Annotated in this window: 16 protein-coding genes; 8 read left to right on the forward strand and 8 right to left on the reverse strand. The window is 64.2% G+C overall.

Annotated features, from left to right (window positions below; genetic code table 11):
* Positions 1-53 precede the first annotated feature (53 nt).
* The 6 genes from GGQ74_RS13815 to recA all read right to left on the reverse strand — a co-directional run bounded on the left by GGQ74_RS13815 (position 54) and on the right by recA (position 8,322).
* Complete coding sequence (locus tag GGQ74_RS13815) at positions 54-734, reverse strand: helix-turn-helix transcriptional regulator (RefSeq protein WP_342448626.1); 681 nt, start codon at positions 732-734, stop codon at positions 54-56.
* A gap of 158 nt (positions 735-892) precedes the next feature.
* Positions 893-2,203: an L-cysteine desulfidase family protein gene (locus tag GGQ74_RS13820; protein WP_167942180.1), complete on the reverse strand. Its 1,311-nt coding sequence runs from the start codon at positions 2,201-2,203 to the stop codon at positions 893-895.
* Between the two features lie 10 nt (positions 2,204-2,213).
* Positions 2,214-3,425 (reverse strand): dicarboxylate/amino acid:cation symporter, encoded by a 1,212-nt coding sequence (locus GGQ74_RS13825; RefSeq protein ID WP_167942181.1) that lies wholly within the window; start codon positions 3,423-3,425, stop codon positions 2,214-2,216.
* A 101-nt stretch (positions 3,426-3,526) separates the two neighbouring features.
* Positions 3,527-3,901 (reverse strand): RidA family protein, encoded by a 375-nt coding sequence (locus tag GGQ74_RS13830; protein WP_167942182.1) that lies wholly within the window; start codon positions 3,899-3,901, stop codon positions 3,527-3,529.
* 491 nt (positions 3,902-4,392) lie between these two features.
* The gene (gene alaS / locus GGQ74_RS13835; RefSeq protein WP_167942183.1) at positions 4,393-7,035 is read right to left on the reverse strand and encodes an alanine--tRNA ligase; all 2,643 of its coding nucleotides are present in this window, start codon (positions 7,033-7,035) and stop codon (positions 4,393-4,395) included.
* Positions 7,036-7,155: 120 nt separating this feature from the next.
* The gene (recA, locus tag GGQ74_RS13840; RefSeq protein ID WP_167942184.1) at positions 7,156-8,322 is read right to left on the reverse strand and encodes a recombinase RecA; all 1,167 of its coding nucleotides are present in this window, start codon (positions 8,320-8,322) and stop codon (positions 7,156-7,158) included.
* 222 nt (positions 8,323-8,544) lie between these two features.
* On the opposite strand from recA, the gene GGQ74_RS13845 reads away from it, so the two are divergent.
* The 7 genes from GGQ74_RS13845 (at position 8,545) to GGQ74_RS13870 (ending at position 18,859) form a co-directional block, all read left to right on the forward strand.
* Positions 8,545-9,603 carry an adenine nucleotide alpha hydrolase family protein gene (locus GGQ74_RS13845; RefSeq protein WP_167942185.1) on the forward strand — a complete coding sequence of 353 codons (1,059 nt, stop codon included), beginning with the start codon at positions 8,545-8,547 and terminating at the stop codon, positions 9,601-9,603.
* 163 nt (positions 9,604-9,766) lie between these two features.
* Entirely contained in the window at positions 9,767-10,696 is a 930-nt protein-coding gene (locus tag GGQ74_RS13850) for a calcium/sodium antiporter (RefSeq protein WP_167942186.1), read from the forward strand.
* A gap of 142 nt (positions 10,697-10,838) precedes the next feature.
* Complete coding sequence (locus GGQ74_RS13855; RefSeq protein ID WP_167942187.1) at positions 10,839-11,549, forward strand: Bax inhibitor-1/YccA family protein; 711 nt, start codon at positions 10,839-10,841, stop codon at positions 11,547-11,549.
* A gap of 37 nt (positions 11,550-11,586) precedes the next feature.
* Entirely contained in the window at positions 11,587-12,657 is a 1,071-nt protein-coding gene (gene lpxK, locus GGQ74_RS13860) for a tetraacyldisaccharide 4'-kinase (RefSeq protein ID WP_167942188.1), read from the forward strand.
* A gap of 118 nt (positions 12,658-12,775) precedes the next feature.
* Positions 12,776-14,947, forward strand: coding sequence for a ribonuclease R (gene rnr / locus GGQ74_RS13865; protein WP_167942189.1), 2,172 nt, complete (start codon positions 12,776-12,778; stop codon positions 14,945-14,947).
* A gap of 808 nt (positions 14,948-15,755) precedes the next feature.
* Complete coding sequence (locus tag GGQ74_RS16435) at positions 15,756-15,881, forward strand: hypothetical protein (RefSeq protein ID WP_280712769.1); 126 nt, start codon at positions 15,756-15,758, stop codon at positions 15,879-15,881.
* Positions 15,882-16,387: 506 nt separating this feature from the next.
* Positions 16,388-18,859 carry a cyclic nucleotide-binding domain-containing protein gene (locus GGQ74_RS13870; protein ID WP_167942190.1) on the forward strand — a complete coding sequence of 824 codons (2,472 nt, stop codon included), beginning with the start codon at positions 16,388-16,390 and terminating at the stop codon, positions 18,857-18,859.
* Positions 18,860-18,938: 79 nt separating this feature from the next.
* On the opposite strand, the gene GGQ74_RS13875 is transcribed toward GGQ74_RS13870, so the two are convergent.
* Positions 18,939-19,367 (reverse strand): PACE efflux transporter, encoded by a 429-nt coding sequence (locus GGQ74_RS13875; protein WP_167942191.1) that lies wholly within the window; start codon positions 19,365-19,367, stop codon positions 18,939-18,941.
* Positions 19,368-19,552: 185 nt separating this feature from the next.
* Here GGQ74_RS13875 and GGQ74_RS13880 point away from each other — a divergent pair, with 185 nt between their 5' ends.
* Positions 19,553-20,449, forward strand: a complete 897-nt coding sequence (locus tag GGQ74_RS13880; protein WP_167942192.1) for a LysR family transcriptional regulator — start codon at positions 19,553-19,555, stop codon at positions 20,447-20,449.
* 346 nt (positions 20,450-20,795) lie between these two features.
* On the opposite strand, the gene GGQ74_RS13885 is transcribed toward GGQ74_RS13880, so the two are convergent.
* Positions 20,796-22,091 carry an OmpP1/FadL family transporter gene (locus GGQ74_RS13885; protein ID WP_167942193.1) on the reverse strand — a complete coding sequence of 432 codons (1,296 nt, stop codon included), beginning with the start codon at positions 22,089-22,091 and terminating at the stop codon, positions 20,796-20,798.
* Between the last annotated feature and the right edge of the window lie 40 nt (positions 22,092-22,131).

A 22,131-nucleotide genomic window follows, 5' to 3' on the forward strand; every position in this document is an offset into this window, starting at 1 on the left:
GCGGTGTGTGCGCGGGCCTTTGAGGTGGTCGATGGTGGGTGCTCCGGGTTTGGTCAGTCCTGACACTTCTGCATGTAGCGGTAGATGGTGGCCTCGGAGGCTTCGAGGTGCCGGGCCACGACAGCGACGCTACCCTTGATGAGAAAGACGCCCTTGCGGTTGAGTTCGGCGACGATTTCAGTCTTCTCGTCGGCGGTCATGCGGTCCGGGGGGATGGCGTAGCGGCTGATGACGCTGTGCACCATGTTTTCGGTGAGGTCCTCGATATTTTCGTGGAAGCTTTCCTCGCCGTGGACGGGCTGGACATCCGGGGACTGGGCGAAGTCGAAGCCGCCAGCGGAGACGATAGATTCAAGGATGTCTCGTGCGGCGCAGACCTTGGTGACGTCCATATTAAGGCACATCATGCCAAGCAGTTCGCCGTCCGCGTCCTTGATGAAGTAGGTGGCGGAGTGCAGGCGCTTTCCGTCGCGCGAGCGGGAGTTGTACTCCATGATGAAGTGGTTGCCGACGTATTTCCGCTCGCGAATGATGCTGAGGCCAAGGTCCGTGAGCGGCGAGCCGATGCGACGTCCGCTGATGTGGTTGTTGGCGATGGCCACGACGGAGCTTTCGATGCGTGTAGTGTCGTGCAGGACGACTTCGCAGTCCTTGCCGAGAAACGTGCCGAGAAAGTCAACAAGTGGAATGTAGTCCTCGACGGTGCAGAGCCTGGATGCCTTCTTGAGTGTCACGATGAGCCCTTTGTGAAAGTGTTGCGAATTTTCGCAATATACAGAGGCTGTCCATGGCGCGCAATACGGAGCATCATGAACGCCGAATGCGGCTCCGCATGGAGCGGAGCCGCATGACATGGTCGGTTTGACCACGCAATTGCACAGATGTGGAGCCGCTAGGCGGCGTTGCCTCCGCGCTTGGCGTGCGGGCAGCCCTTATCGACCATGGTCCGCAGGATGACGCGGTCCGTCTCGCGCATGCCGTTGGAGCCGAGGGTTCCGAGGTTGCGGATGGTCAGTTCCACGTCGTCGTCCACAATGCCTTCGCTGCCGGTGATGCTGTGGCCCTTCATGGCGAGGAAGGCGGATTGCAGGCCGGTGGAGACGGCGGAGGCGACCTTGAGCGCGCAGCCGTTCTTGGCTCCGTCGCAGATCATGCCCGCGATGCTGCCGACCATATTGTTCACGGTCATGCCGATTTCACGAAGTCCGCCGCCGAGGAGCAGCACCACGCCGCAGGCCGAGGCCGTTCCGGCCACGGTGGCCCCACACAGGGCGGAAAGGCGACCGAGTCCGTGCTTGATGTGGATGCTCACGAGGTGGCTCATGATGAGCGCGTGGGCGAGCTGTTCCTCGTCGGAGCCGAGCCTGTGCGCGCAGGCCACCACCGGCATGGTGCAGGTGAGGCCCTGATTGCCGCTGCCGGAGTTGCTCATGACGGGCATGTTCACGCCGTGCATGCGGGCGTCCGTAGCAGCGGTGGAGAGCTTCATCGCCTCGTTGACGATGGTGTCGCCGAGGATCTCGCAGCGGATGTTCTCCTCAATGTTGCGCCCCACGCCGAGTCCGTATTCTCCGGCGAGTCCCTCACGGGCCACGGCCTCGTTCATGCGTGCCGCTTCGAGGATGAAGGAGATGGACTCAAAGGGCGCGGCGGTCGCGAACTCGTGGATACCCGCCATGGTCAGCGGCCATTCGGCGGCGTCATCGGCGGCGTTGGCGTTGGCGTCGATGTGCATGAGCACCTCGCCGTTTCGCTCCACGTGCACGATGCCGGTGTGCTTGTCGCGCAGGATGACGCGGGCGCTGTCCTCGCCCTTGTGCACGGTGACCTCGCAGTAGATAAGGTCGTCCGTGTCGGCGACGTTCACGCGCACCTTCCCGTCAACGACCATGGTCCGCGCAAAGACGGCCTGCATGGGCGTGATGTCCTTTAGCACTTCGAGCATGGCCTCGGACTTTCCGCCCAGCGCACCAGCGGCTGCGGCGATCTTGAGGCCGCGCTCGCCCGTGCCGGGGACGCCGACGCCCATGCCGTTCTTCAGCAGATTGCCGGAGACGAGGACGTCCATGCTGTCGGGTTCAACGCCGAGGGTTTCGGCAGCCTTGGCGGCGGCCAGCGCCACCGCCACAGGCTCGGTGCATCCGATGGCGGGCACGACTTCCCTGTGCAGGATGTCGATGTACGTGGTCCATTCGGGCTTCATGACTTTTCGTCTACCTTTCGGCGGCGAGGGCTTCCGCGTTTGCGCGGGAGAGTTCGCCGTTCTTGTTAAAGAGACCTTCGAGCATGAGCGCGATGGCTCCGTCGCCGGTGACGTTACAGGCGGTGCCGAAGCTGTCCTGCAGGGCGAAGATGGCCACCAGCAGCGCGACGCCAGCCGGGTCGAACTGGAGCACGCCCACCACGATGCCGAGGGAGGCCATGACCGTTCCGCCGGGCACGCCGGGCGCGCCGATGGCAAACACGCCGAAGAGCACGATGAACATGGCCATGGTGCCGACGGACGGCATGTGGCCGTAGAGCATGAGCGAGATGGTCATGGCGAAAAAGGTTTCCGTGAGCACGGAGCCGCACAGGTGGATCGTCGCGCCGAGGGGGATCATGAACTCCGCAGTGTCCTTGGACAGGACCTTGGACTGGCGGGCGCAGCGCAGGGACACGGGCAGCGTGGCCGCGCTGGACATGGTGCCAACGGCGGTGAGGTAGGCCGGACCGTAATGACGCACGACCTCAAGCGGGTTGCGACCGGAAAGCAATCCGCCGATGGTGTAAAGCACCGCGAGCCACACGCCATGGCCAACGAGCACCAGCGCGATGACCTTCAGGAAGACGGGCAACTGCTTGGTCAGGCTGCCCTCGTAGGCCAGCGCGGCGAAGGTGGTGGCGATGAACAGCGGCAGCACCGGGATGACGATCCGCTGGATGACCTTGAGCATGATCGCCTCGAACTCCACAAGCGCCTTCTCGAACAGCTCGGCCTTGGTCCACAGCACGGTGATGCCGAGGATGATGGCGGTGACCAGCGCGGTCATGACCGACATGATCGGCGGAATGTTGAGCTGGAAGACGACCTTGGGCAGCTCGCGCAGGCCTTCCATGGAGGTGGGAACCGACAGGTGCGGAATGATGAGGTATCCGGCGATGCAGGCCATGGTCGCCGCACCCACCGCCGAGAGATAGGCGATGCTGATGCCCGCGCCGAGCATGCGGTTGGCGTTGTGCTTCAGGCGCGTGATGGACGGAGCGATGAAGGCGATGATGACCAGCGGCACGGTGTAGAAGATGAACTGGCCGAGAACGTGCTTGATGGAGCAGATGACTTCCATGACGGCTTCATTGGCGAGCAGGCCGACGACCACGCCCGCGGCGATGCCCAGCAGCAGCTGGGTGATGAAGCCCCATTCACTCTTCTTCTTGTGACTCATTTCGGAAACCCCTTCGACCTCGGTTGAAAGTTGTCGCGCCGCCCGGTTGCACACACTGGGTTGGGCGGCGCGGGCCGCATGGCGGCCGTCAAGCGGGAAGCCTATACGCTGGCGATCACTTCGATCTCCACAAGTGCGTCCTTCGGAAGCCTCGCCACCTGGAAGCAGCTGCGCGCCGGGAACGGCGTGCCGAAGTATGCGGCGTAGACCTCGTTCATCGCAGCGAAATTCGCCATGTCGCTCAGGAAGACGGTGGTCTTCACGACGTTGGACAGAGAGGCTCCCCCCGCTTCGAGAATCGCCTTCACATTCTCCAGCGACTGCTTCGCCTGCGCGGCGATGCCCTCGGGCATCTCGCCGGTGGCGGGATCAATGGGAAGCTGGCCGGACGTGAAGATCAGATTGCCCGCCACGGTCGCCTGCGAGTAGGGACCAATGGCGGCCGGAGCGTTGGGCGTGTTGATGATGCTAGCCATGGTGATCATTCTCCTTGGAGTTGGATTATCGTTTTTCACCGTACTCGTGAGGCAATAGTGCGCTTCTCGTTCGCGGTCAATAAAAATTTATTAGACCGATAATAATTTTTTATCGCGATGTGCGAAAGACCACGTCGAGCGCCCCGCCCTGCCACTTCGCGGGGTATGGCCCTGCCGTATCGTTCACGGCCACATGCGAGACGTAGGCTCCGCCGGCCAAGGGGCCGCTGGCCCCTTGGAACCCCGATATGCGATAGGCCGTCTCCCCTTGGCGCACCGTGCGGCTTTGCGTGACGAAGCCCTAGTGAGGATTGTCAAGGAAATCATTTCCTTGACTGGGGTCCGGGGCAAAGCCCCGGCCGCCGGAGGCCCTGCCCCGCGCAGCGGCTCTTCGCTGTGGCTCGGCCGGCCATAACGAAAAAAGGCCGGGCCTTCCTTTCGGAAGACCCGGCCCTTGTGGATCGGTATGCGTCGTATGCGCAGCGCGGGCGTTAGCCCTTGATCAGCTCGCGCACCGTGGCGAGGGCGGCATCGATGCCTGCGGGGTTGGAGCCACCGGCCTGCGCCATATCGGGACGTCCGCCACCGGAACCGCCGATTTCGGCGGCAGCGGGCTTGATGAGCTGCGGCGCGGTGAAGCGGTCGTGCAGATCCTTGGAGACGTAGACGGCGAGATTGGCCTTGCCGTCTCCCTCGCAGACGAGGGCGGCGATGCCGGAGGGCATCTTGGAGCGCACGTCATCCATGAGGGTACGCAGAGCGCCCATGTTAGGAGCGGGAACCTTGGCCACGAGGACCTTGATGCCCGCGATGTCCTCCACGGAGTCCATGAGATCGCGGCCGCTGCCGGAAGCCGCCTGCGAGGCGAGCTTTTCCATATCCTTGCGCAGTGCCTTGATTTCCTTCTGGAGACCATGCACACGGTCGCCGAGTTCCTCGGGACGGCCCTTGAGCATGGCGGAGGTGTCGAGCACGGTGCGGCGGTAGTCCATGAAGGAGTGCAGCGCGTTCCAGCCGGTGGCGGCCTCGATGCGGCGCACACCGGCGGCCACGCCGGACTCGGAAAGAATCATGAACGGACCGGCCTGTCCGGTGCTGCGCAGGTGGGTGCCACCGCACAGTTCGATGGACTCGCCCGGCACTTCGACCACACGGACGGTGCTGGCGTACTTCTCGCCGAAGAGGGCCATAGCGCCCTTGGCCACGGCATCCTGATAGTCCATCTCGGTGATGGAGAGCGGGATGTCGGCCATGATGGCGCGGTTCACCAGCAGCTCGACGTTGTGCAGCTCCTCGGGAGTCATGGCGGCGATGTGGGTAAAGTCGAAGCGCAGGCGCTCCGGCTCGACCAGCGAACCGGCCTGCTTGACGTGATCGCCCAGCACGCTGCGCAGGGCGGCCTGCAGCAGGTGGGTGCAGGTGTGGTTGCGGGCGGCGGCGAGGCGCTGCTCCTCGGAAACTTCGAGCAGGACTTCCTGATCGGCGTAGACGGTGCCCTCGTCGATGGTGACGTGGTGCACGGTGAGGCCGGAAGCGGGCTTGATGGTATTGGAGACCACCGCGCGGCCCTCGGGGGCGACGATGAGACCGCTGTCACCGCTCTGACCGCCGGACTCGCCGTAGAAGGGAGTGCGGGTGGTCACGATGTAGCCCTCGTCGCCCTTGTCGAGCTTCTCGACAGGCTCGGCGGAGGCGTCCATGAGGGACACGATGCGGGACCCCGCGGCGAGATAGTCGTACCCGACGAACTCGGAGCACAGGCCCTCTTCGAGCAGGCTCTGAAAGCGCGCGGCGAGGGTGGTCTCGGAAGAGCCCTTCCACGCGGCCTTGGCGCGGGCCTTCTGCTCCTTCATGAGGGCGACGAATCCCGGCTCGTCCACGGTGAAGCCCTGCTTCTCGGCGACGTCGTTGATGATGTCGAGGGGGAAGCCGTAGGTGTCGTAGAGCTTGAAGGCGACTTCGCCGCCGACCATGGATTTTCCTGCGGCGCGCAGATTCTCCAGCTCCTCTTCAAGCATGGCGAGGCCCTTGTCGAGGGTCTGGGCGAAGCGCTCTTCCTCCTCGCGGACCACGCGGGTCATGAAGTCCTGATTCTGGAGCAGCTCGGGGTACTGACCGCCCATGTCCTCCACGACCTTGAGGGCAACCTTGTACAGGAAGGCCTCGCTCATACGGATGAGCTTGCCGAAGCGCAGGGCGCGGCGGATGAGGCGGCGCAGCACGTAGCCGCGGCCCTCATTGGAGGGCAGGATGCCGTCGGCGATCATGAAGGCGATGGCGCGGCTGTGGTCGGCGATGACGCGCAGTGCGGTATCCACGTCCTCGCCCTGCTGGCGGTACTTCACGCCGGTCAGCCCGGCGATGTAGCCAATGAGGGACTGGAAGAGGTCAGTGTCGAAGTTGGAGTTCACGCCCTGACACACGGCGGCGATGCGTTCGAGGCCCATGCCGGTGTCGATACTCGGACGCGGCAGCGGGGTACGGGTGCCGTCGGCGGCCTGATCGTACTGCATGAACACGAGGTTCCAAATTTCGAGGAAGCGGTCGCAGTCGCACTTTCCGATGCCACAGTCGGGACCGCAGCACATGTGCTCGCCCTGATCGATGTGGATTTCGGAGCAGGGACCGCAGGGACCGGTATCGCCCATGGACCAGAAGTTGTCCTTCTCGCCGAGGCGGTAGATGCGGTCGGCGGACACGCCGGCGACCTTCTGCCACAGTTCGGCGGCCTCATCGTCATCCTTGTAGATGGTGATGTAGAGCTTGTCCTTGGGCAGCTTCAGTTCCTCGGTGATGAATCCCCAAGCGAAGCGGATGGCGTCTTCCTTGAAGTAGTCGCCGAAGGAGAAGTTGCCGAGCATCTCGAAGAAGGTGTGGTGGCGCGCGGTGCGGCCCACGTTTTCGAGGTCGTTGTGCTTGCCGCCCACGCGCAGGCACTTCTGCGAGGTGGTGGCGCGGACGTAGTCCCGCTTCTCCTGGCCGAGGAAGATCTTCTTGAACTGGACCATTCCGGCGTTGGTGAAGAGCAGGGTCGGGTCGTCCTTGGGCACAAGCGCGGAGGACTCCACAATGCGGTGTCCGTTGCGCTCGTAGTATTCCAGGAATTTCTTCCTGATCTCGTTGGCAGTCAACACGTTGAAATTCTCCTGTATCGCAAGATTTCGCCCGGCGCGGGCGATAGGATGTCCGGCTGGATCGTATGAACGGAAAAGGCGGACGAACGGATTTCCGCTCGTCCGCCGCATTCGCGAAAGTTAGGCGTCGGTCGACTCGAATTCCTGATCGTCGGTCGTTTCGGACTCGAAGCCCTCATCGAAGCTCTCGTCGGCATCGGAGTCGAAGCCTTCAGACGACTTCGGCGCGGAGGGGCCGCCCTTGGCGACGGGTCCGCCCTCGCCATCGACGAGGCCGTAGTGCGCGAGCAGCGCGTCCTCGATGGTCTGGCGAAGCTCGGTGTTCTCCTGGAGCATGGCGCGCACGTTTTCCTTGCCCTGCCCGAGGCGCTCGGTGCCGAAGGCGTACCACGAGCCGCTCTTCTCCACGATGCCTGCATCGGTGCCCATGTCGATGAGCTCGCCCTCGCGGGAGATGCCGGTGCCGTAGAGCACGTCGAACTGGGCCTCGCGGAAGGGCGGAGCCACCTTGTTCTTGACCACCTTGACTCGGGCGCGGATGCCGTAGGCCTCTTCCTTGTCCTTCAGGGTCTGCACGCGGCGGATGTCCATGCGCACGGACGAGTAGAACTTGAGGGCGTTGCCACCGGTGGTGGTCTCGGGGCTGCCGTAGCCCGTCACGCCGATCTTCATGCGGATCTGGTTGATGAAGACCACGGAAGCGCGGGACTTGTGGATGGTGCCCGTAAGCTTTCGCAGCGCGTGGGACATGAGGCGGGCCTGACCGCCCACCTGCGTCTCGCCCATGTTCCCCTCAAGCTCGGCCTGGGGGATGAGCGCGGCGACGGAGTCGATGACGATGATGTCCACGGCGCCGGAGCGAACCAGCATGTCGGCGATGTCGAGAGCCTGCTCGCCGTAATCGGGCTGGGAGATGATGAGTTCGTCGGTCTTCACGCCGAGCCGTCTGGCGTAGTTGACATCGAGCGCGTGTTCCGCGTCGATGAACGCGGCCACCCCGCCCCTCTTCTGGCACTCGGCAATGATGTGCAGACAGAGGGTGGTCTTGCCCGAGGACTCGGGACCGTAGATCTCGGTCACGCGGCCCTTGGGGATGCCGCCGATGCCAAGGGCGATGTCGAGGGCGAAGGATCCGGTGGGGATGGTTGGTATGTTCACGTGCGCATCGTCGGACAACTTCATGACGGAACCCTGACCGTACTTGCGCTCGATGGTCGAGAGGGCGGTGCTCAGGGCCTCCCTGCGCATCTCTTCGGGACTGGGCTGCGTGGTGCGACGTTTTACCATATGTACTGCTCCATGAAATATTTGTATCGAAAGCCACCGACACATAGCAGAACGACCGCCCGCGGGCAACCGTGCAACGCCGCCGACGGCGCAACGGAACGACACCCTCGCATAACCCGACAAATTCGCTCCGAATATCCCGACAGACCGCGTCATCCAAGGGAATCGCCCCTCACGCGGGCCTTGCGTCGCGGCGAAAGCGTGGGTATAGGCCATGCACCTATGACCAACAAGACCACCTACGACGCCCTCGTCCTCTACTCGGCGGGGCTTGATTCATTGCTTGCGGCCCGCGTGCTCGAAGCCCAGGGGCTTCGCGTGAAGTGCCTGCACTTCGTCAGCCCGTTCTTCGGACACCCCGGACGGGTGAAGGGCTGGCGCGCCACCTACGGTCTCGACATCGACATCGTCAACATCGGCGACGCCTATATTGATATGATGCGCAAGGGACCGCGCTACGGCTTCGGCAAGCTCTTCAACCCCTGCGTGGACTGCAAGATCATCATGATCGAGCACGCGCGCGCCCTCATGCCGCGCTACGGAGCCACATTCATTGCCACCGGCGAGGTCGTGGGCCAGCGGCCCATGTCCCAGCGCCGCGACGCCATGAACAGCATCCGCAACGAGACGACCTCCGAGGACATCCTGCTGCGCCCCCTGTGCGCGCTCATTCTCGACCCCACGCCCATGGAGCTTTCGGGCCTCGTGGACCGGGAGCGCCTGTACGGCTTCTCTGGCCGTGGCAGAAACGAGCAGTTGCGCCTCGCCGCGGAGTTCGGCATCACCGACATTCCGACCCCCGGCGGCGGCTGCAAGCTCACCGAGTCCGCCTCGGCCTGCCGCTACGCCCCCGTGTTCCAGCATCACCCCACGGCGACGGCGCAGGATTTCCACCTCGCCAACGTGGGCAGGCAGTACTGGTCCGGCGCGCACTGGCTGTCCATCGGACGCGACCAGCGCAGCAACGAGATGATCGAACGCAACATCACGCCCGGTGACCTCGTGTTCAGCCTGCGCGACTTCCCCGGCCCCCTCGCCCTCGGGCGTCAGGTCGCCGGAGACTGGAGCGACGACGCAGTGGCCGACGCGGCCGCCTTCGTGGCGTCCTTCTCGCCCAAGGCCCGCAAGGCCGAAACGGACATCGCCGTCGCCGTGCGCCATGGCGAAACCACGCGCGACGTCGTCGTGCGCCCCTCGCGTGAGACAGCCTTGGGCTGGAAGGAAACGAGCTGGGACGACGCCGTGCCGGTCCGCAACGCCATGGACCCGCACAACCACTAGCCGCCGCGCGGTCTGTCGCCCTGCCACGGACCGCGACAACCGCTTCCGACATTTTCCACAACACACCGGAATGACGGCGCATTGTCACAGGGCAATGCGCCGCAGACCCTTGCACATCTTGCACAGACTGGTCTTTCGGACCGGCCCGGTATAGAGACTTTTCATGCTCACGCAATTCATCTTCGTCATCATCAGCGCCACCCTTTTGTGGTTCGGCGCGGAATGGGTCGTGGACTCGGCGTCGGCCATCGCCCGCCGCTTCCGCGTGCCCGAACTGGTCATCGGCCTGACCGTGGTCGCCATCGGCACCTCGGCTCCGGAGTTCATCGTCACGGCCATGGCGTCCTTCAAGGGCATGTCGGACATCTCCCTGTCCAACGTGGTCGGCTCCAACGTGTTCAACCTCGGCATCATCCTCGGCTCCATGGCCATGCTGCGCCCCATCGTTACCACCCCGGAGGTGGTCCGGCGCGACGGCATGCTGCTCATCGCCGTGGTGTCGCTGGTGACGCTCCTGACCATGGACCACACCCTCAGCCGCGTGGACGGCTTGGTGCTGGCGGCCATCCTCGGCACCTACATCACGCTGCTCATCATCCGCAGGCCCCGCACGGCGGTCGTGGCGGACGAGAACCCGAGCGACGAGCGCATCGCCACGTGGAAGGACTATCCGCGCCTCGCGGCGGGTTTCGTGGCCGTGTCCTACGGCGGCAGCCTCATGGTCGACGCGGCCTCCACGCTAGCCGCGCATCTCGGCGTGTCCCAGTGGGCCATCGGCGTGACCATCGTCGCGGCGGGCACCAGCCTGCCCGAACTGGTCACCTGCATCGCGGCCTCGGTGCGCGGCAAGAACGACATGCTGCTCGGCAACCTCATCGGATCGGACCTGTTCAACTTCTGCGGCGTGCTCGGCCTGACGAGCATCCTGCGCCCGCTCCCCGTTTCCGCCGCCGCCGCGCCGACCCTGTACATGCTGGTCGGATCGGTATGCATCATCATCCTGTGCATTCGCACGGGGTGGAAGGTCTCGCGGCCCGAAGGCGCGTTTCTCATCGCGCTGGGCCTTGCGCGCTGGGCACCATCGCTCATGTAACGCGAGGCGCAAATGCGCATGACGCATTGCATTTTCACTGTCATCGCAGGCGGATGCGACCGATATCCCTTGCCAGCCCCAATGTTCGGTATTACCTTTTCATTCGGCTGAACTACGACGACAACCTCAAGGAGGATACGAAATGAACAGATTTCAGGCCATGAGCCGCCCGCAGGCACGTTCACTCGACAGTGTGAACGCCTTTATGCGCGGCGTATACAACTGGATGGCCGCCGGTCTCGGCCTCACCGCGCTCGCGGCCTTCGCCACCGCATCGAGCCCCGATATGATCCAGCTGCTCTACAGCGGTTCCATCTTGAGCTGGGTCATAATCTTCGCGCCGTTCGTTCTGGTCATGATCCTGTCCGCAGGCATCAACTCCATGAGCGCTACCACGGCGACCATCACGTTCATGTCCTACAGCGCGCTCATGGGCGTGTCCCTCTCCAGCGTGCTGCTCATGTATACGGGCGAAAGCGTGTTCACCACCTTCGTGATCTGCGCGACCATGTTCGGCGGCATGAGCATCTACGGCACGACCACCAAGCGCGACCTCACCTCGTGGGGCAGCTTCCTGTTCATGGGCCTCATCGGCATCCTCATCGCCTCGGTGGTCAACATCTTCCTCGCCAATTCCGTCATGCACTGGGTTATCTCCGTGATCGGCGTGGTCCTCTTCACCGGACTCACCGCCTACGACACCCAGCGCCTGCGCGACATGGGCGAGAGCGCTCCCTACGGTGACGCCACGGTCCTGCGCCGCGGCACCATCCTTGGCGCGCTGACCCTCTACCTCGACTTCATCAACCTGTTCCTGATGCTGCTCCGGCTCTTCGGGTCGAGCAGGGACTAGCCAATCCGGGGCGGCCACGGCCGCCCCTTTTTTTGCCATGAGCGACACTCTCGACCTCCAGCGCCGCCTCGGCGCCCTCCTCTTCCTGCCCAGCCGCGCCTACGCGTGGGGCATGCGCCTGCGCCGTCAGTGGTACGAGCGCGGCGCTCTCGAATCCCACCGCCCGCCGCGCCCGTGCGTCAGCATCGGCAACATCGGCTGGGGTGGCAGCGGCAAGACGCCCCTCACCGAATGGCTGCTGCGCTGGGCCGCCCGGCGTGACGTCTCCGCCGTGGTCCTCACCCGTGGCTACCGCGCAACCCCGCCGCATCCGCACTATCTGGTCACCGAAACGAGCACCCCGCGCGAAGCGGGCGACGAACCGCTGCTGCTGGCCCGCTCGTGCCCCGATGGCCACGTGGTGGTGGACCCCATGCGCTCGCGCGCCGCACAGTGGGCATGGGCCGAGCTGCGCCCCGAACTCTTCCTCCTGGACGACGGCTTCCAACACCTCAAGGTCCAGCGTGACATCGACCTCGTGCTGCTGCGCCCCAAGGACCTCAACGAGGAATGGGACCGCGTGATTCCAGCCGGATCGTGGCGCGAAGACGAAAGCGCCCTCACCCGCGCAACGGCCTTTCTCATCAAATGCTCGGCGGACGAATTCCTCGCGCTCGAACCGCTCATCCGCGCGCGGCTGGCCCGTTTCAACGCCCCGGTCTTCAACTTCTCCTTCAAGCCCCTCGGGGTGAAGCGTCTCGACCTCGCGCAGGCCGCCGAGAGTTTCCACGGCGAGCCGTACCTACTGGTCACCGGCGTGGGCGAACCAGATCAGGTGGTGGACACGGCGGAGATGCTCCTCGGCAACAGGCCCGAACTGCACCTGCGCTACGACGACCACCACGATTACTCGCAGGCGGACTGGACGCACATCCGCGCACAGGCCGACCTCAAGAACATCAGCCACATCCTGTGCACAGCCAAGGACGCGGTGAAGCTGGCTCGCTATGACACGCGCCACCTGTGGACCTTTGACCACACGCTGGAATTCGGCCCGACATTCTTCGCCGAAACCACCTTCCCCGACTGGTGGGGTAACTGGTGGGACGTGCTGCGCCACCGCGACTAACCCCCGCCCGCCCACTGGACACGCGCCCCGCGAACGGACACAGTGCGCACGGTCGCCCGCGCACGGCGGACGTGCTACAACATTTCGAACACTCATCACGACAACACACGGATCATCCATGGCACGCAAAGGCAGGAAGACGGAGAAGAAGGCAGGCGCTGGCCGCGTGGACCAACGCAGCATCCTCAAGGCATTCAAGGACGCAGGCCGCCCCATGCGGCTGGCCGAGGTGCTCTCGGTGCTCCAGGCGGGCAAGGGTGCAAAACGCGACCTCAAGGACCTCCTGCGCGACCTGCTCGATCAGGGCAAGATCATCCGCACCAAGGGCGGAGCCTTCGGCCTCACCGAGAGCATGTCCCTCATGACCGGCGTGCTGGAGGTGCAGCGTTCCGGCGTCGGCTTCGTCATCCCTGAGGACAAGCGCCGCAAGGACATCTTCATCAGTCCGAACGACTTCGGCGACGCATGGAACGGCGACCGCGTGGTCTGCGCCGTGATTCCAGGCCGCAAGGGCAAGAACCCCGAAGGCCGCATCGTGCGCGTGCTGGATCGCGCCCTGCGCAAGCTCCCGGTGCGCATCCTCAAGCGCCTTGGTCCGGACATGTTCATCTCGCATCCCACGGACACCAAGCTCCAGTTCAACATCATGTGCGACACGCAGGCGCTGGACGACGAACCCCAGGAAGGCGATATCGTCTTCGTGCTGGCGGGCGAAAAGCTCGACTTCAAGCTGTGGGCGGGCGACGCCGTGGAAGCGCTCGGCTCCGAGGACGACGTGGCCGTTCAGGAAAGCCTCGTCAAATCCCTGCACGGCGTGCCGACCAGCTTCCCCAACGCCGCCGTCGTCGAAGCCAACGCCCTGCCCGCCGAACCGGAGCAGGACGACTTCCGCGAACGCGTGGACCTGCGCGACCTGCCGCTGGTCACCATCGACGGAGCCAAGGCCCGCGACTTCGACGACGCGGTCTGCGTGCGGCCCGACGGTCAGGGCTTCCGCCTGTGGGTGGCCATCGCGGACGTGAGCCACTACGTGCGCCCCGGCAGCGCCCTCGACCGCGAGGCGCTGGCCCGCGGCAACTCCTACTATTTCCCGCAATCCGTGGAACCCATGTTTCCCGAGGCCCTGTCCAACGGCCTGTGTAGCCTCAATCCGGACGTGAACCGCCTGTCCATGGTCGCCGAAATGCACATCGACCGTTCGGGCCACGTCAGTGACGAGCGCTTCTACCCGGCAGTCATCCGCAGTCACGCCCGGCTGACCTACGCGCAGGTCCACCGCGCCCTCGAACTCAAGGACCGCGAGACCCGCGCCGACATCGAGGACGTGCTGCCCATGCTGGAGGACGCCGAGCGCCTCGCGCGCATCCTGCACCGCATGCGCGTGGAACGCGGCACCCTCGACTTCGATCTCCCCGAGCCTGAAATCCTCTTCAACATGAATGGCGAGACCATAAACATCCAGCGCCGTCCGCGCACCTTCGCCCACCAGATCGTCGAGGAATTCATGATCGCCGCCAACGAGGCCGTGGCCCGCTTCCTCGAACGCCGCGAGATGCCGTGCATGTACCGCATCCATCCCTCGCCGGACATGGACAAGCTGCGCTCGGTGTTCAAGCTCCTCTCCCGCTCCGACGTGGGCGAACGCATCCCCGCCGAGGCCTCGCCCGAGGCCGTGCGCGAACTACTGAACGCCGTGGCGGGCACCGAGGTCGAATTCGTGGCCAACCGCCTGCTGCTGCGCGCCATGATGCAGGCCAGCTATGGCCCAGAAAACGAAGGCCACTACGGCCTCGCCTCGGAGTGCTACTGCCACTTCACCTCGCCCATCCGGCGCTACGCGGACCTCATCGTCCACCGTTCCCTGAAGGCCGCCCTCGGCTTCGGCGACGTCCCGGCTCCGAAACCAGGCACCCTTCAGGAAATCGGCGACCACATCAGCGGACGCGAACGCGTCGCCATGCAGGCCGAGCGCGAGATTCTCAAGCGCGTTACCATCCTCTTCCTGCGCGACAAGGTGGGCGCGGAATACACCGGCGTCATCAACGGCGTGGCCGATTACGGCTTCTGGGTGGAACTGAACGAAGTCATGGCCGAAGGCATGGTCCGCCTGTCCTCGCTGGACGACGACTACTACGTCTACCTTCAGGAACGGCAGGAAATCTGGGGCGAACGCACCCGCCGCCGCTTCGGCATCGGTCAGACCGTGCGGGTGTTCCTGCGCGACGTGAACCTCTCGCGCCTCGAAGTCGATCTCGAACTCATGCCCACCCGCCAGCCTCGCAAACGCTAACCCACCCACAACGCATCGCCCCGCCAGCAGCCGCTGCGCGGGGCCGTGCCTCCGGCGGCCGGGCTCTGCCCGGACCCGGTCAAGGGGCTGACCCCCTTGACAATCCTCACTAGGGCTTCGTCACGCAAAGCCGCACGGTGCGCCACAGGCAGACGGTCCGTCGCAGGTCGGGGGTCCAGGGGGCCAGCGGCCCCTTTGCCGGCGGAGCCTACGTCTCGTATGTGGCAAGGAACGATACGGTCGGGCACAGCGCAGAACCGCTGCGCGGGGCCGTGCCTCCGGCGGCCGGGCTCTGCCCGGACCCGGTCAAGGGGCTGCCCCCCTTGACAATCCTCACTAGGGCTTCGTCGCGCAAAGCAGCATGGTGCGCCAAGGGCAGACAGTCCATCGCAGATCGGGGGTCCAGGGGGCCAGCGGCCCCTTGGCCGACGGAGCCTACGTCTCGCATGTGGCAGTGAACGATCCGGCCAGGCACTGCGATACGCCGTTTTTCCAAGCACGCCAGACCCGCGAGTAGCTCTCCTTCTAGATTGACACCTTTTTCACAATAAATCCCCCTTTCCAGGCGGATCCCGCCCCATTTCACGCACACAATTTGGCCTAAAAACAGCACATTTTGGCTCACATCTCACCTTGGGCTTCCTCGCCCTCCCGCGCAGATACGCGCGTTTTTAAGATATGTTACTGATTATATTCGATAATTTTCTTTTCGTAACTTTTTTCACATAACCCTTGCCAGTCCTTGTGAAAAAACTTACAAAGAATTCACCGACACGAACGATGCGCCATCATCGTTCCGGAGAATGACATGCTTGAAACGTTGCTCAACTTTCCATCTCTTGTTGCCCTGAACCTGCTGGCGCTGGTCAATGCCTTCACAGGAGGCACTTTCGACCAGTTCTTTGAAGAAATGGAACCTCGTTCGATTCGATAGGCTGCCATTCGCCACATCCGTCACCAGTGACCCGGTATCCCACTCCGGATCAGGCATTTTCCCGCACGCGCCGCGCACCGTCCTCCAACCCACGTGGCGCGTGCGGAAAAATGGCCCTCCACATTCCATGACCTCCCGTGCCCATTGGCACATCATGTATACCCCCCCACGCACGGCATCCCTGCCCGCCGTGACGTGCGCCCCATACCGGGGCGCATCGTTTTTCCGACCACGCCACCGAGCCCCGCCCATCGGGGCCTCGGGCGCGGGCGGACCGGCTTCGCCTCCATCAAATGCCCCCCGTACGCAGACCATTGCCCATATCGCAGCGCGTATTGCGAACCAACGCATTTTTCCTTCACTGGCCGCACTTTTCGCAATGAACCCCACCCACGCGACATGCCCCCGCCACATCACTACGCGCGGCACGGTGCAAATCATTTCGGAATTCCAAGGGGAAAGGACCGACGGCTGTTGCGCTTTCCACGCCAAGCAAGCTATATTGAATGGAAATTCAACCAGAACTCGTACCCGGAGAGTGCACGGTGGCAGTGGTCCATTGCGAAAAGTGCGGCCATACGCAGAGAGTTCCCGAACGTCACGTCGGGCGGAAAATCGCCTGTCCGTCCTGCGGCGAGCCAGCTCCCGTGGAACCGGAACCCGAGGATCTCGGGCTCGACGACGTCATCGCTCCCGTCCCGAACGCCTCCGCGCCCCAAGGCTCCTCAGCACCGCTCACCGAAGCCACGCTCTTTGATCAGGCCGAGGAGGAACCTTCCCACATCCTTCAGGGCAACCTGTTGCGCAATCTCCTCGCCGGACTCGTCTCCGGTGCCACGGGCATCCTGTTCTGTCTCGCCATCGCGCTGCTTTTCGTCTCCGGCACCGCTCCGGACAGCGGCCTGCCCCACGCCTTGAGCATGGCGCTCATGAGCGCGGGCATTGTGGGCCTCGTGGTCGCCATCCGCAGCGGAGTGGCCTTCGCACTCGCCGGGCCGGAATCCATGGCCGCGGTAGTGCTCTTCCTGCTCTCCATCGGCATCCATTCCGCCATGCCTGCGGACGCCGCTCCGCTCGCCTTGGCCACCACGACCACCGCCGCCATCATGATCACCACCGTACTTGCGGGGTTCTGCCTCTGGCTAGTGGGTGGACTCGGTGCCGGGGACTGGATTCGCTTCATCCCCATCCACGCCGTGGGCGGGGTACTGGCGGGAGTGGGCTTCCTCGTCCTGCGCTTCGCCATTGCCCATGGCACGGGATGCGTGGACGATCTCTCCCTGCTTCTGCGCATGTTCGAGGATGGCATCTGCCTCAAGTGGCTCCCTGGGCTGGGCTTCGGACTGCTCCTATTCGTCGTTCTGCGCGGCATCAAAAGCCCAGGGCTGCTCTTCGCCCTGCTCCTTCTCGGCATCGGGGCCGCGCACGGCGGCTTCTTCCTCGCGGGCATGGACATCGAAACCGCCCGCATGAACGGCTGGCTCTTCCCGACCTTCGCACAGGACAGATTCTGGGACATCTATTCCGTGGACATACGCGCCCTCGTCAATCTGGGTGCCATCGTGGACAACGCTGGCTACATCGCCGCCCTCGTCGGCCTGCTCACGGCCGGAACCATGCTCAAGATCACGGAACTCGAAATCGTCATGGGCCGCGAGATCGACCTGAACCGAGAATACATGGGCATCGGCATGGGCAATCTACTCTCGGGCCTCGCTGGCGGCATTCCCGGCTCCCTCGCCCTGTCGCGCAGCCTCGCCAACAAGGGTCTTGGCGCGCAGGGAGCCGTGGCGGGCATCGTGGCCGCTCTCGTCTGCATCGGCGCGCTCTTCTCCGCCCATCTCTTCATCCCGTACATCCCACGTTTCGTACCGGTGGGGCTGCTCGTATGCCTCGGTCTATCCCTCATGTGGCGCTGGCTGGTGGAAACCCGCGCCCGCTTCACTCACAAGGGCGACTACGCGCTGCTGGTGCTCGTCTTCCTGCTCACGGCGAGCCTCGGCCTGCTGGTAGGCGTGGGCGTGGGCGCTGGTCTTGCCATGCTCGTCACCGCCGGACGCTACGGCTCCATGAGTGTCATCAAGCACGAGGTCTCCGGCGAGCACTTCCACAGCAACGTGGACCGCGCCCCCGCGCAGTTCCGAGTGCTCAAGGAGCATGGCGCGCAGATTCACGTCATCACCCTGCAGGGCTTCATCTTCCTTGGCACCACGAGCAATCTGTTGCGCCGCATCCGCGCCCGCCTGCGCGACACGAACCGCCCACCGCTGCGCTTCCTTCTGCTCGACTTCACCTTCATCGGCGGCCTCGATTCGTCGGTGGCCCTCTCCTTCACCAAGCTCCAGCAGATGGCCGCCAAGCACGGCTTCACTCTCGTCTTCACCAACATGCCCTTCGAGCTTGAAGAACAACTCAAGACCGTCGGCTGCGTTCTCAACGCCCCGGAACGCCACTCACTTACCGTCACCTCCCTCGACTACGCCATGGAATGGGCCGAGGACCACCTCCTCGACGACGCGGACCTCCTCGCCGTGGATCGCCAAAGCCTGCCGAAGCTCCTCGAACCCGTCTTCCCCGAACCCCGCTACATTCCGCTGCTCATGCGGGTGCTCAAACGCGTGCAGGTCAAGAAGGGCGCTCCCGTCTTCCGGCAGGGCGACCCGTCGGACGCCATGTACTTCATCGAGTCCGGCATGGTGAACGTGCAGCTCGAACTGGAAGGCGGCAAGGTCCTGCGCCTCAAGAAGATGGGGCCGGGCACCGCCTTCGGCGAGATGGGCATCTACACGTCCGCGCCGCGCTCAGCCTCCATCGTCGCCGCCGAGGACTGCGTCCTCTACCGTCTGTCCACAAAGGTGCTGCATCAGGTGCAGGCCAAGATTCCCCACCTCGCCGAGGCCATCCACCGCTTCATCGTCAACCTGCTCTCCGAGCGCGTCTCCGAGGCCAACGCCAAGGTCCGCGACCTCCTCGCCTGACCGCCACCCAGAGCGCAAAAAAAGGGCGGCTCCCAAAGGAACCGCCCCGTTTCGTCGCGTTCGTCGCTTCGCCGCAGGCCTAGGCCTCGGCATCCACCGGGCAGGGGAAGACGATGTCGTAACCCCAGTTGTACACGAAGGCGTAGCACATGAAGAAACTGGAAAATCCAATGTTCATGACCAGCGCGTGCGTGAGTGGCATGTCCATCCACCACGCCACGCCCGGAAGCGTGAGCAGCATGAAGCCCACCTCAAAAGCCAGCGCATGCAGCGTGCGCATCCACACCGGGCGCTGGTCCACACGGCGGCCAAGCCACACCAGCATGTGGTCAAAAAGCCAGTTGTAGACGCAGTTCCAGACCATGGCCGCAAGGCTCAGGCTGATGCTCATCACGCCCGTGTGTGAAATGGGCTTGCCCGTCGCCCACGCGGCGACGGGGGCGGCGATGAACAGGCCGCCAAGCTCGAAAAGGATGGCATGACGCAAACGGTCGTTCGCGGTTCTCATTCGTCGTAACCTCTCGGAAAATGGAATATGTTCGCGACGGCAGGACATTGGCGCGTATGCATTCCAACATCGCCCAGCCGTCGGAACGGAGTCATTATCTCATTTACAGGCAATTTCCAGTCAGCTACCATCTGAAAAACAGATAGATAAACCTCGTCCATTTCCAGCGAACAAGGACATCCGTCATGGAACCCAATCTCGAACAGCTCCGGGCCTTCGTCACTGCCGCCGAGGAAGGCTCCTTCTCCGCCGCCGCCCGTCGTCTCGGCCGTGCGCAGTCCGCCGTGAGCACCGCCATCATGAACCTCGAAATCGACCTCGGGGTGGAGCTCTTCGACCGCAGCGGCAAGCTGCCCGTGCTGACCACGACGGGCACGGCGCTCCTCTCCGACGCGCGCCACATCCTCGACAGGGGACGAGACATGGTCGAACGCGCCCGCTCCCTGTCCTCCGGCATCGAGCACCGGGTGATCCTCGCCACGGACGAAATGGCTCCGCCGCCCTTCCTGAACCGCGTTCTCGGCGATTTCAGCCGCCAGTACCCGCGTGTGGAACTGGAATGCCTCTTCGCCGCCCTTGGCGACGTCGCGGAACTTGTCGCTTCGGGCCGGGCGGACATGGGCCTCATGACGCCGCTCGCCCCCGGCGCGCCGCGCGGGCTGAACTACCGCCTGCTGCACAACCTCGAATTTTCCGCCGTGGTCGCGCCCGACCACCCGCTTGCGGCGCTGTCCCTCGTCTCCGCCGACGACCTCGCCGAGCACCGGGAAATCATCCCCACCAGCCGGGGCGGCGAGCGCCTCGGGGAGGAAGAGGTCATCGGGCGAACCTGCTGGCTCGCCGAAAACTATTTCATCATCCGGAGCATCGTGGAGGCCGGAGTCGGCTGGGCCTTCCTGCCGACCCCGCTCACCCGCGAAAGCCTTGCCGCACGCCGCCTCGTGGAACTGCACCTCGACTTCAAAGGCGCAGACATCAAAGCCCCGCTCTTCCTCATCTGGCCGCGCGGGCGCGCCCTCGGCCCCGCCGCGGACTGGCTGCGCGCCGCGCTGGCCGGAACGCCAGTCGGTGACGACGCATAGGGACGGGCTGGGACGCTGCGCGGGGCGAGGCGAGGCGAGGCCTCCGGCGGCCGGGGCTTTGCCCCGGACCCCAGTCAAGGAAATGATTTCCTTGACAATCCTCATTAGGGCTTCGTCGCGCTAAGCCGCACGGTCCGCCAAGGGCAGACGGCCTATCGCATGTCGGGGTTCCTAGGGGCCAGCGGCCCCTAGGCCGGCGGAGCCTACGTCTTGCACCCGTCAACGAACGATACGCCCTGCCCAATGCTCCACGACCGCCAGGGTCGCTGTCACGGTTGGCCCGACAGCACGAAAAAGGCCGCGGGAGTTTCCTCCCGCGGCCCGTTAGTCGTCGGTATCGAATCGGCTAGAACGAGTAGCCCACGGACAGACCAATGAGGTGCGAATGTCCGCCCTCGATGGTGGAGTCCAGCACGCCCTCGGCGGGGCGGGCCTTGATGTCGCGATTCTTCATCCACAGGTAGCCGTACGACAGGTCCACGGTCCACTCGTCGAAGCGCATGCCCACACCGGTTGTGAGCATCTGGCGATCATTGGCAGGCACGGCGTAGTCGGCGTAATCGGGATTGATGGGCGACTCGTCGAAAATATAGCCCGCGCGCAGGTCGAGCCAGTCGAGCAGGCGGTATTCCGCGCCGACCTGATAACGCCACGCGTCGCTCCAGTTCTTCTCGGAAGTCCTTTCGCCAAGGGCGTTATCGTACTCGAAGGTCAGATGCGAATAGGAGCTCCAGTCGGTGTGGACGGCGTCCACCTCAATGCTCAGGCGGTCGATGGGCTTAACCATCACACCAAAGGTCGTGGCGGCCGGAATCGGCTCGGTGCCCTTGGTGTTGGTGCGATGGCCGAACATGCTCTGAAGGGGCGCGGAACCGCCGATCACAGCGGCAGCACCGGGATTGGCGGAGAAATGCGTCTTACCCTCGACGGTAAGGTCGATCTGGCTGCGGTAGGTGGCACCGAAGGCCAGCCAGTCGAGAGGCTTGTAATGCAGACCGAGGTTCCAGCCCGGCGCCCAGCCCGTGGCACGGGTCTTGGTCTTCACGTCATAGAAGGCCGGATCGGACGAGGGAGGCAGACTGCCGGAGGCATTGAGATTGGCAGCCTTGTCGTAAGCGAACTCCATGGTGATGATCTCGACACCCGCCGCGACGGACAGGGCATCGGTGACCTTAAATGCGAGGTTCGGGTTGAAGGACACGGACTTGAGGCCTGCGTAGGTGCAGTTGTAGCGGCCGCCCCACTTCTCGTCGTCGATGTACTCGGTGCCGAGGCCCACGCGGGAGAACGCGCCGAAGCCGAACCACGCGCTGTCGCTCAGCTGGTGGGTGTAATAGGCGTGCGGGATACCCCAGATGGAGTTGGCGCCCTTGCCGTCCTCGCCCCTGCCGTTGGTACGCACGGTGGCGTTGGGGGCGATGGCGGTCACGCCGCCCATGACGTTCACGCCGGGCAGCTGGGTGATGCCTGCGGGGTTGTAGGCCACGGCGCTCGGATCGTCCGCGCGGGCGATGAGCGTGCCACCAAGGGCATTGCCCCGCGCGCTCCATTCATAGATGCCGTAACCGGCGGCAAACGCCTGCGCGCCGCACAGAAGCAGTGTGACAAAGCCGGCGCACAGGCCGAAAAGCAATTTCCTCAAGACGCCCCCTCCATGTTTGCTGTGATCTTATGCGTGTTGT

The sequence above is a fragment of the Desulfobaculum xiamenense genome (assembly GCF_011927665.1).
GTDB lineage: Bacteria > Desulfobacterota > Desulfovibrionia > Desulfovibrionales > Desulfovibrionaceae > Desulfobaculum > Desulfobaculum xiamenense.

Excerpts from the sequence above, each read along its gene's own strand:
- GGQ74_RS13820 (WP_167942180.1), bottom strand. The coding sequence starts at position 2,203 with ATGAAGCCCGAATGGACCACGTACATCGACATCCTGCACAGGGAAGTC.
- GGQ74_RS13825 (WP_167942181.1), bottom strand. The coding sequence starts at position 3,425 with ATGAGTCACAAGAAGAAGAGTGAATGGGGCTTCATCACCCAGCTGCTG.
- GGQ74_RS13830 (WP_167942182.1), bottom strand. The coding sequence starts at position 3,901 with ATGGCTAGCATCATCAACACGCCCAACGCTCCGGCCGCCATTGGTCCC.
- recA (WP_167942184.1), bottom strand. The coding sequence starts at position 8,322 with ATGGTAAAACGTCGCACCACGCAGCCCAGTCCCGAAGAGATGCGCAGG.
- GGQ74_RS13845 (WP_167942185.1), top strand. The coding sequence starts at position 8,545 with ATGACCAACAAGACCACCTACGACGCCCTCGTCCTCTACTCGGCGGGG.
- GGQ74_RS13850 (WP_167942186.1), top strand. The coding sequence starts at position 9,767 with ATGCTCACGCAATTCATCTTCGTCATCATCAGCGCCACCCTTTTGTGG.
- GGQ74_RS13855 (WP_167942187.1), top strand. The coding sequence starts at position 10,839 with ATGAACAGATTTCAGGCCATGAGCCGCCCGCAGGCACGTTCACTCGAC.
- lpxK (WP_167942188.1), top strand. The coding sequence starts at position 11,587 with ATGAGCGACACTCTCGACCTCCAGCGCCGCCTCGGCGCCCTCCTCTTC.
- rnr (WP_167942189.1), top strand. The coding sequence starts at position 12,776 with ATGGCACGCAAAGGCAGGAAGACGGAGAAGAAGGCAGGCGCTGGCCGC.
- GGQ74_RS16435 (WP_280712769.1), top strand. The coding sequence starts at position 15,756 with ATGCTTGAAACGTTGCTCAACTTTCCATCTCTTGTTGCCCTGAACCTG.
- GGQ74_RS13870 (WP_167942190.1), top strand. The coding sequence starts at position 16,388 with ATGGAAATTCAACCAGAACTCGTACCCGGAGAGTGCACGGTGGCAGTG.
- GGQ74_RS13875 (WP_167942191.1), bottom strand. The coding sequence starts at position 19,367 with ATGAGAACCGCGAACGACCGTTTGCGTCATGCCATCCTTTTCGAGCTT.
- GGQ74_RS13880 (WP_167942192.1), top strand. The coding sequence starts at position 19,553 with ATGGAACCCAATCTCGAACAGCTCCGGGCCTTCGTCACTGCCGCCGAG.